The following is an 11977-nucleotide window of genomic DNA, read 5'->3' as shown; positions in this document are numbered from 1 at the left end:
ACGACCTGAACATAAGTAAGTTATTGATGTGATTTATTTCTTATATCTGCCTGTAAACCACCTGAGTGGATTGCCAGAATGCGAGTTCCCTCAGCAAAGTAATTATTTTTTATAAGATCAAGCAGACCAAACACCATCTTTCCCGTATAGATCGGTTCCAGTGGTACGGCATGTTGCTCTTCAAAATTTTCTATAAATGCCAATAGCTCGGGTGAGGTTTTTGCATATCCGCCACAGCAGTATGCATCTATCAGTGACCAATTTTGTTTTTTAGTCCACTGCCGAATTTCTTGTTGTAAAAAATCACCTTTTAGAGCCGAAAATCCTAAAATCTTTTGATGCGATGCACTTCGCTCAATGAGCCCTGAAATCGTTCCGCCAGTTCCGACTGCACAGCAAATTACATCATATTGCTCTAAATCGCTTTGACTGAGAATTTCCTGACAACCTTGAACTGCCAGTTCATTAGAACCACCTTCAGGAATAATGAAAGTTTCAGGAAATTGATGGTGTAACTGTTGAAGATAGTTGGCATCATCTCGTAATCGATATTCATGGCGTGAGACAAAATGTAGCTGCATTCCTAAGCTTTGGACTCTTGCTAAGGTTGGATTAAGAGGTTTGTCAGCTAACTCTTCTCCACGAATAATGCCTATACTTTTTAAACCAAAAAGATGAGCTGCATAGGCAGTTGCGGCAATATGATTGGAATAAGCCCCACCAAAAGTCAAAATACTTGATAAATTTTGTTGTTTTGCGGCAAGCAAATTGTATTTCAATTTGAAAAACTTATTACCCGAGATTTGAGGATGAACTAAATCTAATCGCTTAATGTCGAGATGAACAGATGAGGGGAGTTCAATGTGTTGGCAGGAGATAGGCTGGGCAATGTGATCAAACATTAGAAATTGAGAAAAATAATGATTGATCACATTGTAGCTTTTTAAATAGAGCTTTAAAAAGCTGTTTACGAACTTGTATCGACAGAAGTAACCACTGACATGCCAGGGCGTAAATGTTCCATTCCTTCCTGATTTGGATCAATGGTAATACGTACCGCAATTCGTTGAACCACTTTGGTAAAGTTTCCTGTTGCATTATCAGGCTTTAACACACTGAACTCAGAACCCGCAGCAGGTGAGATCTGTTCAACATGTCCTGTAAATTTTTTATGTTTCATGGCGTCGACTGTGAACCATGCTTTTTGACCGATTCGCATATTAGCAATTTGGGTCTCTTTGAAGTTAGCGATTACCCAAGTTTGCTGTGGGATGAGGTAGAGTAATTGGGAGCCTGCTGCTACATATTGCCCAACACGAGGGTTCACCTCACCAAGTTGACCATCCATTGGTGCAACAATGACACTGTAATCTTTGGTAGTTTGTGCCTGATCTAATTGTGCTTTAGCGCTGGAAACTTGTGCTTCTAAACCTGCTTCTGCGACTTGTGCCGTTTTAAGTGCTTCTTTGGCAACTAAAACGTTAGCCTCTGCCTGTTTAAGGGCTGCAAGGTTATTTTCAGCATCTGCAGCAGCTTTATCTTGTTCAGATTTAGAGGCTGCTCCGCTATTTCCTAACTGTTGATAGCGTCTAAGTTGGGCTAAAGAGAGATCATATTGAGCTCTAACTTGTTCAACTTTAGCTTGTGCAGCCACAATATCAGCTTGTTTTTGAGCAATGGACTGGGTTTGATTGGCTAAAGTATTTTTAGCTTGTTCAACCCCTGAGGCCGCTTGCGCTACTTTTTGGTCATAAGTAGTGGCATCGATATGCATGAGGACTTGACCCTTTTTGACATGGTCAAAGTCCTTAACAACTACATCCTTTACGTAGCCATTAATTTGTGACGATAAAATCGTTGTCTTACCTTTTACATAACTATTGTCAGTTTGCTGAACACTCGTTGCGAAAGGGCCGATTCTCCATGCCCATAAAATCACTAAAATACCGACAATAAGAACACCTAACATCCATAATAAAGTTGAGCGTTTTGTCGGAATCAGTTTACTTGCAGGTGCAGGTGTTGGCTCATTGGCAGGAGCCTGAGCAGGGGTTTGTTCCGATTTGTTTTGATCATCTGACATATATCAATCTCAATTTCTATTTCATCAATAATGAAAGCCATTAAGGACGGCTAATTCCTCTACGTTGTAAATATTTACTTCGTGCAATATTAAAACCACCCCACAAGAGTAGTGCGACAGCAAAAATACCGTTTAATGCAATTACATCATTGTAGGCACGCACTTGGGCTTCACGAGTGACCACCTGATTAAGCGAACGCATGGATTGTGCTGTTTGTAATGCTGGGTCAGTCGTAGTAACTGATGCACTGTGTTGATAGGTAGAGAGTCTTTGAGCGACTAGAGGGTCTGCTTGTTCTAAATCTTTAATAATCTCGGCTTGATAGTTTTGCGTGCGGTGTTGTTGATAGGTTGAAAAGAATGAAGACCCGACAAGACCACCGAAAGTTTGGGTTGCAGAAAATAATACGATAAAGGTAACGACATAAGATGGACCTTTAGCAAGTGTCTGTGCAAAGCCAATAAGCAGTAATGGGCCAATAAATAGACCACCAGCAAAGCCGACTAAAAACTGGCTTGCAAAGAAATTGACAGGTCGGACATCACTGGTTAAGTGATAATCTAGTCCACACGCGACTAAAATTAAAAACTCTGCAAAAAGTAAGTGGAAGATAATTCTTTCGCGTGAAAAAGTCAGGGCACTAAAAAGAGTTCCACTTAAAATCCCCACCAAGATGACAACATAGAGTGGAACAAATTGGTCTGGACCCATCCCCATTGTTTTTAAGAAGTTAACCGCTGCATAGCTTTGTTCTGACATTAAAAGCCGAATAGCAAAAGCACCAAAAATGAAACGTAAGGTTGAAGCAGCACCTAACCAACGCGTCATAATTAATGGATTGGCACGATAGTGTTCATAGAGCAACCCAAGAACAACTAAGCTAAAACCTGCAATTAATACGTAAGCAAGCCACTGGCTATTAAACCACCATAAAATTGGGCCTTGTGTGAGCACAATACATAAACAGGCAAAGCCAGGAGCGAGTAAAGCAAAGGTAAAAAAATCTTGCTTCTCAAAAACATAAATTCGTAAGCTACGTGGTAACTTCAATGAAACAACCATGGCTAAACAACAAAGTGCTAAGCCGAGCTCAAACGTATATAGGACAGACCAACTGTCTGTATTTACAAGAAATGGAGAAATAATCCAAGCCAATGGTACGCCGAGTTGCTGGAAACCGAAGGCAATATATATTCCTTTTGCCATGTCTGCTTTTTTAAAAGCTTGCATGGTGTAATACATGCCTAATGAGCTCAGTGGCGCGCCAGCTAAACCGGCCACAACCCGAGCAAATAGCGCCATTTCATAGGTATGCACAAAAATATGTAAGACCAGAACCGCAATAAAAATCACGAGTCCTATTTCTGAAAATACTCTCAGTCCATACTGTTGTCTGGCTTTGAATAAAATCAGGTTTGAGCTAACGTTTGCCATAACATAGGCCGCAGGTAGCCAAGCAGCCTCGGAAGGCGTCAGTCCATACTCACCTTGAATTAAAGGTAAATTCGCCGTAATAAAACCATTACTTAAGCTTGCTGAAAGAGCGACAAATAAACCGATAAAAAAATAAATAAACCGTTTAGGTACAGAATGTGCAATAGCTGCCGGTGAACCTGGTAGAGTCGGTTGCTCTTCTGGGGTCCAGTCGGGTGGTGTTTCTAAATAACGAGGCGTTTTACTCATTCTATCCCTCGAATTTTTTGTATTTGAATACCTTGAAACAGTAATTCAATTGCTCGTTTTGCTAAGCGAGTCTGTTCTTCTGGCTCATGTCCTTGAAATGAAGAACCTAACATTGCATTGATCATTGCATAGTCATCAGCAGTGAGATCAGCTCGGCACAATTTTTGTTCTATCGCATTTTCAATCAGTGGGTTAAGTGCATTATTCCGCCGTTCATAAATTTTTAACATAATTGGATCTTGTCGATCAATCACTCTCCAAAAATCTTGCAAAATTGCAAGTTTAGGAAGTTGTCCAATATGTCCTTCAATTAAACGAAATAAACCATCCTCGAATTGTTGAAAATAAGCTGCTTTTTGCTCTAGCTGTGTAATCGCACGTTCTAAAAGGGCGTTAATTAAAGCTTTGCGATCACCAAAGTTACGATAGAACGTTGCTCTGCCGACACCAGCATGATCAATTACAACCTGTAAAGGGACGTTAATACCATGAATACGAAAGCATTCTTCGGCTGCATTGAGTAATTCATCCCGATTCTGGGCAGCAATTTTTTGACGTTTACTCATGTCATTGGTTGGAGAGTTTTAAAGGTTATATATTTAACGGACATTTTTGTCCGTTGTGAAGATATAAATTGTAAAAACATGAAAATTCAATTTTCATCATTTATATCTTCGCTATTTTTATATGCGTCATAAAAAGCTGTTAGAATAGCGCGCAATTGCATGATGCTAGGTCAATACAATGTTTGAGTCCCTTATTCCTCTTTTTTCAATTGCTATGGCATTGATGCTTGGAGCAATAAGCCCTGGGCCAAGCTTTATTTATGTAGCGCAAAATTCAATTTCTAAATCACGTAAACATGGGTTGTTTACAGCATTAGGGACGGGGACTGGCGCAGCTCTTTTTGGTCTATTAGCAGTTATGGGGTTACAAGCAGTTTTGTTGGCGGTACCTTCTGCTTACTTAATTTTAAAAATTGGTGGTGGGCTTTATTTGCTTTGGCTAGCTTTTAAAATTATTAAACATGCCAAAGAACCTATTGCGATGGAAAACGACGGCAAATCGAAAATGACTTATAAACAAGCATATCGATATGGCTTAATTACCCAGTTAAGTAATCCAAAAATCGCTGTTGTATTAGCCAGTGTATTTACTGCCTTGTTGCCAAAAGAAATCCCAAATTATTACTACGTCGCATTACCAGTGATTTGTTTTATGATTGATGCTGGTTGGTACTCATGTGTGGCAATGCTGTTATCTTCAGAAAAACCTAGAAAAATGTATTTGAAAGCAAAAACTGGCGTTGATCGAGTTGCTGGGAGTATTGTTACTCTACTAGGTTTAAAGCTTATCTTTTTCAAGTAAATAAAGTTTAATTAAAATATCTAAAAGATAAAAAGCCAGACAATTAAAGTCTGGCTTTATTTTTGCGTAAAATATATACAAATTAAAATATCTTTTTTGGCACTTAAACGTTTAAAAAGTGGTAACTTAATAAATAAAACAAAAAGAAATGAGGATCACGTTATGAAAAAACTAATGGTGAGCATTTCTGTAGTTTTTCTCATCTTAACTACAGGATGTGAGATGAGAACGATGAGCAAGCAGCAACCAGCAAATGAACGGACCATGAGTATTGTTGGTACACCTGTGCACGAAAAAGACTATAAGATTTCCGACTTACAAGCCAATAATCGTGAGCAATCCAATTATTAAGTTATTGGTAGGGTGTATCATTTATTGCATTTTTAATGTGGTAAGTGCTTGCGAACCTGCCTCTTTAGATTGGGAGCTTTTTCAGGAAAAGTACGATGTAAATCATGACGGAATGTATAGCTTAAAAGAATTTCAAAGGGTTGAAAATTTCTATCCGTATAACTGGCCGAGCGATAAACGCTTTCAAGGTGAAAACAAGCAAACAGAGCTATTTAATTATTTGGATGAAAATAAGAATGGTTATTTAACAAATGAGGAATTAGGAAACATACATGTTTTGTTTAATAATCCTTGTGAAGGGTGGCCATGGTCGTAATTTAAATTTGTTTATTCATGATTGTTTAAAACTCAGATATTCAAAATAAAAAAGCTCCCAATTTAGGGAGCTTTTTTATGAATCTAGATTAAGAAACTTTATCGCCAGGTTTTGCACCGCTATCTGGAGAAATAATGAAAATACCTTCACCATTTCCAGCAGCAAGTACCATACCGTTTGAAATACCAAAACGCATTTTACGTGGTGCGAGGTTAGCAACCATCACGACTAATTTACCTTTGAGGTCTTCTGGTGCGTATTGGCTACGAATACCACTGAATACATTGCGTGGTTCAGCTTCACCAACGTCTAAAGTAAGTTGAAGTAACTTATCTGAACCTTCAACTGTACCTGCTTCCACGACCTGAGCCACACGTAAGTCAACTTTTAAGAAATCTTCAATACCGATAATTTCAGCTTCACCCACTGCTGGAGTAGGGGCTGCTTTTTTCTCGGCAGATTTCTCTTTTTTCGCTGCTTTAGTTGCTTGTGGAGCAGGAGCACCTAAAGACTCTTTAGAAGCATCAACCATAGCTGCAACAGCTTTTGGATCAACACGCTGCATAAGAGGTTGGAACTGCGCAATTTCATGGCTTAACAGAACTTGTTTACGTGACTCGAAATCGAAGCTTTCAAGTTTTAAGAAATCTTGAACTTGCTGAGCTAAAGTTGGCAGAACTGGAGCTAAGTAAACCGCTAATTGACGGAATAAGTTGATACCAACCGAACATACATCAAGAACTTGTTGTTCTTGACCTTCTTGTTTAGCAAGTGCCCAAGGCTTTTTCTCGTCAATATATTGGTTTGCACGGTCAGCTAGCGCCATAATTTCACGAATAGCTGTAGAGAATTCACGTGCTTCATAAGCAGCCGCAATTGAATCACCTGCATCAATAAAACTTTGTACTAAGTCAGATTCTGCACAGTCAGCAGATAAAGTATTGTTAAAGTTGCTATTGATGAACTTCGCACAGCGGCTAGCAATATTGACAACTTTACCAACTAAGTCTGAATTTACTTTTTGAACAAAATCATCAAGGTTCAAGTCAGAGTCTTCAACTTTATCTGAAAGCTTAGAAGCAAAGTAATAGCGTAAATATTCTGGGTTTAAATGCTGTAAGTAAGTCTCAGCCTTAATGAAAGTACCACGTGACTTAGACATTTTTTGGCCATTTACAGTCAAGAAACCGTTTACAAACAAGCCAGTTGGAGTGCGGTAGTTCGCGCCTTCAAGCATTGCAGGCCAGAATAAAGCATGGAAATAAACAATGTCTTTACCAATAAAGTGATAAACATCGTTTTGGCTATCTTTTTTCCAGAAATCATCAAAGTTTAAATCTGGGCGTTTAGTTTTGATGTAGTTTTCAAAACTAGACATATAACCGATTGGGGCATCTACCCAAACATAGAAATATTTATTTGGCGCATCTGGAATTTCAAAACCAAAATAAGGGGCATCGCGAGAAATATCCCAGTCTGCTAAACCAGCTTCAAACCATTCATCAAGTTTGTTTGCAATCGAAACTGGTAAACGTCCTTCATCACGGGTCCATTTCTGCAAATATTCAGCGAAGTTAGGAAGTTTGAAGAAATAGTGATCTGATGATTTTTCAACTGGTGTTGCACCACTTAAAGTCGAACGAGGGTTAAGTAACTCGGTCGCATTATAAGTGGTACCGCAGACTTCACATGAGTCGCCGTATTGATCTTCTGACTTACATTTGGGGCACGTACCCTTAATGAAACGGTCAGATAAGAACATACCTTTTTCTGGGTCAAATAATTGAGTTACAGGACGAACTGCAATATTTCCAGCTTCACGATTCTTAATATAGATATCTGTTGAGCGTGCTTTGTTAGCATCGCTATGCGTTGAATCGTAATGATCGAAATGTACGCCAAAACCGTCAAAATCACGGATGTGTTCTTTTTGAACATTCGCAATTTGTTCTTCTGGGCTTATACCATTTGCTTCGGCACGTAGCATGATGGCAGTACCGTGAGCATCATCCGCACATACATAAGTCACATCATGACCCATTGCTCGCATGGCACGAACCCAGATATCTGCCTGGATGTAACCGAGTAAATGACCCATATGAATTGGACCATTAGCATAAGGGAGGGCATTAGTGACTAAAATTTTACGCACGGATTTCATTCTCTCATTCGTATTTATAAGGTGGAAGATTTTAACTGATGCACGGAGATAAGCAAAGATTAATAATCTTAGGCTTGGCGTAAGAGGTTTCGACTAAAATAGATTTTTGCTCAGAAATGTTTCTCTTTAGAACAGATAAACAAATCAAAAAATATTTGAATCTTCCTGTATTGTCTTTGTTTCAAATTGCAGTTACGGTCAGAAAATAAGCCATAACGATGTATAACTAATAACTTATTCAAGTAATTTTTTTAATTAACTATGAGGATAACAACGATGACTACTGAAAATAAATTAGACGAATTAAAGGCAAAAGCGGCTGATGCAAAAGTACAAGGTGAAAAAGCTTTGGATGATTTAAAAGAAAATGTAAAAGAGAAGCAAGCTGCTGGTAAAGAAGCAGTTGAAGATAAAGTAGACCAATTAAAGGCAAAAGCAGCCGATGCAAAAGTACAAGGTGAAAAAGCTTTGGACGATTTAAAGGAAAATGTAAAAGAGAAGCAAGCTTCTGGTAAAGAGGCTCTTGAAGATAAAGCAAACGACTTGAAAGGCAAACTTGAGGATGCTCAGCATACTCTACAAGACAAGTTTGATCATTTACGTACAGAGGCAGCCCATAAACTTGACGATGCTAAAGCCAAAGCTGCGGAATTAAAGGAAGAAGCTGCTACCAAATTGGATGAGTTGAAAACTCAAGCAACGGCAAAACTTGATGAGTTAAAGAAAACGGCAACCGATAAATTAAACAAGCTAAAGAATCATGATTCTGCTGAATAAGCTGATTTAAACTAAAATCCGTACTCCTTACCTAAAAGATGAGATGTGAAGTTAGTAATTATTCATCCCAAGGTGAGCGAGTGCGGAGCAATACTGTTACACTATCTCCATTAAGCTGTAATGATCTGTTTTTGGAGTAAACAATATGTCTTGGCTTTCTTCATTAAAGTCCGTTTTTTCACCCGCACAAGAAGTGAAAGAAGATGAAATCCAAACCGTACTCCAGAATTATTTATTACCGCATTCAAAAGATGCTTTAAAAGATCGCATTAGCCAGCTCCAAGTTCAGGGTCGTGTGTTACAACTTACTATTAATACATTTCCTGATGAAAAAGAGCATTTGCAGCAAATCCATGATGACTTAGCTAGTGCATTAGAAAAGTGTGGTATAGAAGAACTTAACTTACACGTAGTTCAACAAAAGCGTCCTGCACAAGAAAGTTCGAACTTACCTCCTGTACTTGATGCTTCACCTAAATCAGAACCTGATCCAAATAATCCACCGATTCAAAAAGCTGCTCCGCAACAGAGAGATGTTCCACTTCATCCTCGCATTAAGAATGTTATTTTAGTTTCATCTGGAAAGGGCGGTGTTGGTAAATCGACAACTACTGTCAATTTAGCACTTGCCTTGCAAAAAATGGGGCTTAAGGTTGGGGTATTGGATGCTGATATTTATGGCCCAAGTATTCCGACAATGCTAGGCAATGCAGGTAAAACGCCACTTATTGAAAGTGAAAATTTTGTACCGTTAGATGCTTACGGTATGGCTGTACTTTCTATTGGGCATCTAACTGGTGATAACAACACACCTGTTGCATGGCGTGGACCAAAGGCAACCGGCGCTCTAATGCAATTGTTTAATCAAACACTTTGGCCAGATTTAGATGTGCTCATGATTGATATGCCACCAGGTACTGGTGATATTCAACTCACGCTTGCACAGCGTATTCCAGTTACAGGTTCAATCATTGTGACTACGCCACAAAATGTTGCTTTATTAGATGCGACCAAAGGAATTGAGTTATTTAATAAAGTTGGCATTCCGGTATTAGGTGTTGTTGAGAACATGTCGACTCATATTTGCTCAAACTGTGGGCATGAAGAGCAAATTTTTGGTATCGGTGGTGGTGATAAGCTTTCCGAGCAATACCATATTCCATTGCTAGGCCGTTTGCCTTTAAATGCTCAAATACGTGAACATGCGGATCAGGGCAAACCGAGTGTGGTTGTAATGGATGACGCAGCTGATAGCTATATCGATATTGCTAAAGCGGTGTGGCAACAGATTGAGAAAGTTCCTCAGCGTGCACGTGATGATAAGCGTATTTTCTAATTTATTAAAACCCGGCTTTAAGTCGGGTTTTTTATCATCTGATTAAAATAAAAAATTAAATTACTGAAACCTAATAACAAAGCTAAACTTGTAATTGGCATGCAGATTGCTACTTTACGCTTCTTTTTCAAAGAAACAGGTGAAAAATGCAATTTAAATGTGCTTTTGGCGTAATCAGTTTATGTAGCGCTTTATTTTTAGTGGGATGTAATGATGACAACTCATCTGTCTCACAAACACCAACCGTTCAGGAACAAAAACAGAAATTACAGCCGATCATTATTCAGGGTGCTTTGCCAGTAGAATCGGAAAGAATGGCTTCAAAATTGGAGAATAAGACTGTTGAAGAAATCGGTGGGTGGAAATTCTGGAAGGGTACCTATAACGGATATCCAGTGATTATTTCTAAAACCCGTATGGGGATGAGTAACTCAGCTGCTGCGACGGCTTTAGCTATTGAACGTTATAAACCGATTGCGATTATTAATCAGGGAACAGCAGGTGGACACGACCCAGATCTACATGTTTACGATATTGTTTTAGGAAAATATGCAACCAATATTGGAGCATTTAGAACGCCTAAACAGCCAGTAGGTGCTGGTTCAGACTCACTCACATGGAATGAGGCTTTTGATGTTTTGCCAACAGATGAATCTGATCCAGAGCCTATTGCAATACGCAAATTTGAAGGTGACCAAGAGTTATTAATGGCGGCCCATAAAGTCCGTTATGACAAAGGTGATATTATTGAAGGAACGATTGGTTCAGCAGATGTTTGGAATAATGAGCTAGACCGTATTCAATTTTTCCATCAGCGTTATGGCACTTCTGTTGAGGAAATGGAAGCAGCTTCTGTTGCACAAATCGCAAGCCAGTTTAATGTTCCTTTCCTCGGTATTCGAATCTTATCTAATAATATTACCAATAATGGAGCTTATGACCCAGGTACGGGAGAGGCTTGCCAAGAGTATGTACTTAATGTGGCTGAAGAGTATATGAAATCAAAACTATCAAAATGATGATTTAAACTTATGCAAGAAGAGAGGAGTTTTTATAAAACCTCTTCTTGCTTTTTACGGCGATGTCTACTTTTCCAGTTTTTAATGACCATCCAACGCCAGAAAATTTCTGTGCATATATATAAAATAACAGCAAATACAAAAGCTTCTACGACTAGACCTGTCATCAAGATTTTCGCGAGACTAAAATCAATATGACCATGGCCGAAATGAGTGATCCAGCGAGAAATTTGATGCAATACACCCAGTAACATTTCCTTGTTGATCATATGCACATGAAAAATATGCGCACCAAACCAAAAACCAATATATAGAATCGGAACTAGAGTAAGAGGATTACTTAACCAAGCGAGCATTAAGCTAATGGGTAAATTTACTTCGAATAATAAGACCGCCATCACAATAAATACACTGTGAAAAGGAATAGGGAGTAAACCAAAAAAAGTTCCGACAAAAACAGCTCGGGTAATCGATTTTCGATTGACATACCAAAGCACAGGATTAAGGGTCTTTTGACCAAAAATCCTTAGAAATTTCATATTCGAAACTTTCTCGGGGGAGGGAAGCCAAGATTGAAAAAAGTGCTTTGCCATAATCATTAAGGTAGTAGAGCGCGGTACTCTATATAAAAAATCAGAAATAATATAAGAATTGAAACTTATTAAAAGCTTAAAATTTAAACTTACCATTACTATATATTTTTTATTATAAAGACTTTTGATGGAAAAATAGACTTAAAATAAAAATACTTATGTTACTTAATGCGTAATCTATTTGAAAAGCATCACAATTGACCGTAAAGTTTTCTTTTCTACTTTTTGAAATAATTTTATAAATATTTGTTTTTATAAATTTTATTGAGATAGTAAAAATAATTTTAAA

At 38.3% G+C, this 11977-nt stretch carries 12 protein-coding genes; 6 read left to right on the top strand and 6 right to left on the bottom strand.

Features of this window, described 5'->3' with window-relative positions; all coding sequences use genetic code 11:
- Positions 1-20: 20 nt before the first annotated feature.
- The 4 genes from dcyD to SOI81_RS13805 all read right to left on the bottom strand — a co-directional run bounded on the left by dcyD (position 21) and on the right by SOI81_RS13805 (position 4333).
- Positions 21-902, bottom strand: a complete 882-nt coding sequence (gene dcyD, locus SOI81_RS13820; protein ID WP_320540917.1) for a 1-aminocyclopropane-1-carboxylate deaminase/D-cysteine desulfhydrase — start codon at positions 900-902, stop codon at positions 21-23.
- Between the two features lie 65 nt (positions 903-967).
- The gene (gene hlyD, locus SOI81_RS13815; RefSeq protein WP_320540916.1) at positions 968-2083 is read right to left on the bottom strand and encodes an HlyD family secretion protein; all 1116 of its coding nucleotides are present in this window, start codon (positions 2081-2083) and stop codon (positions 968-970) included.
- A 40-nt stretch (positions 2084-2123) separates the two neighbouring features.
- On the bottom strand, positions 2124-3767 hold the full coding sequence (gene emrB / locus SOI81_RS13810) for an MFS transporter (RefSeq protein ID WP_016142081.1): 1644 nt from the start codon (positions 3765-3767) through the stop codon (positions 2124-2126).
- Positions 3764-4333, bottom strand: coding sequence for a TetR/AcrR family transcriptional regulator (locus tag SOI81_RS13805; protein WP_224993300.1), 570 nt, complete (start codon positions 4331-4333; stop codon positions 3764-3766). Before SOI81_RS13805 ends, emrB begins: the two co-directional genes overlap by 4 nt.
- A 178-nt stretch (positions 4334-4511) precedes the next feature.
- Between SOI81_RS13805 and SOI81_RS13800 the strand changes: the two genes are divergently transcribed.
- The 3 genes from SOI81_RS13800 to SOI81_RS13790 all read left to right on the top strand — a co-directional run bounded on the left by SOI81_RS13800 (position 4512) and on the right by SOI81_RS13790 (position 5802).
- Positions 4512-5135 (top strand): LysE family translocator, encoded by a 624-nt coding sequence (locus SOI81_RS13800; RefSeq protein WP_002120398.1) that lies wholly within the window; start codon positions 4512-4514, stop codon positions 5133-5135.
- A 162-nt stretch (positions 5136-5297) separates the two neighbouring features.
- Entirely contained in the window at positions 5298-5486 is a 189-nt protein-coding gene (locus SOI81_RS13795; RefSeq protein WP_016142079.1) for an NF038215 family lipoprotein, read from the top strand.
- Positions 5467-5802 (top strand): calcium-binding protein, encoded by a 336-nt coding sequence (locus tag SOI81_RS13790; protein WP_414017390.1) that lies wholly within the window; start codon positions 5467-5469, stop codon positions 5800-5802. Before SOI81_RS13795 ends, SOI81_RS13790 begins: the two co-directional genes overlap by 20 nt.
- Before the next feature lie 88 nt (positions 5803-5890).
- On the opposite strand, the gene metG is transcribed toward SOI81_RS13790, so the two are convergent.
- Positions 5891-7954: a methionine--tRNA ligase gene (gene metG, locus SOI81_RS13785; RefSeq protein WP_224993402.1), complete on the bottom strand. Its 2064-nt coding sequence runs from the start codon at positions 7952-7954 to the stop codon at positions 5891-5893.
- A 285-nt stretch (positions 7955-8239) separates the two neighbouring features.
- On the opposite strand from metG, the gene SOI81_RS13780 reads away from it, so the two are divergent.
- The 3 genes from SOI81_RS13780 to SOI81_RS13770 all read left to right on the top strand — a co-directional run bounded on the left by SOI81_RS13780 (position 8240) and on the right by SOI81_RS13770 (position 11095).
- On the top strand, positions 8240-8740 hold the full coding sequence (locus tag SOI81_RS13780) for a hypothetical protein (protein WP_239967472.1): 501 nt from the start codon (positions 8240-8242) through the stop codon (positions 8738-8740).
- Between the two features lie 145 nt (positions 8741-8885).
- Positions 8886-10076 carry an iron-sulfur cluster carrier protein ApbC gene (gene apbC / locus SOI81_RS13775; RefSeq protein ID WP_239975493.1) on the top strand — a complete coding sequence of 397 codons (1191 nt, stop codon included), beginning with the start codon at positions 8886-8888 and terminating at the stop codon, positions 10074-10076.
- Positions 10077-10222: 146 nt separating this feature from the next.
- Positions 10223-11095, top strand: coding sequence for a 5'-methylthioadenosine/S-adenosylhomocysteine nucleosidase (locus tag SOI81_RS13770; RefSeq protein WP_320540915.1), 873 nt, complete (start codon positions 10223-10225; stop codon positions 11093-11095).
- A 32-nt stretch (positions 11096-11127) separates the two neighbouring features.
- Here the strand turns inward: SOI81_RS13770 and SOI81_RS13765 are convergent, their stop codons facing one another.
- The gene (locus SOI81_RS13765) at positions 11128-11694 is read right to left on the bottom strand and encodes a DUF2062 domain-containing protein (RefSeq protein ID WP_224993294.1); all 567 of its coding nucleotides are present in this window, start codon (positions 11692-11694) and stop codon (positions 11128-11130) included.
- Positions 11695-11977: the final 283 nt, after the last annotated feature.

The sequence above is a fragment of the Acinetobacter pittii genome (assembly GCF_034067285.1).
Classification (GTDB): domain Bacteria; phylum Pseudomonadota; class Gammaproteobacteria; order Pseudomonadales; family Moraxellaceae; genus Acinetobacter; species Acinetobacter pittii_E.
This window is presented reverse-complemented; position numbering and strand designations above follow the sequence as displayed.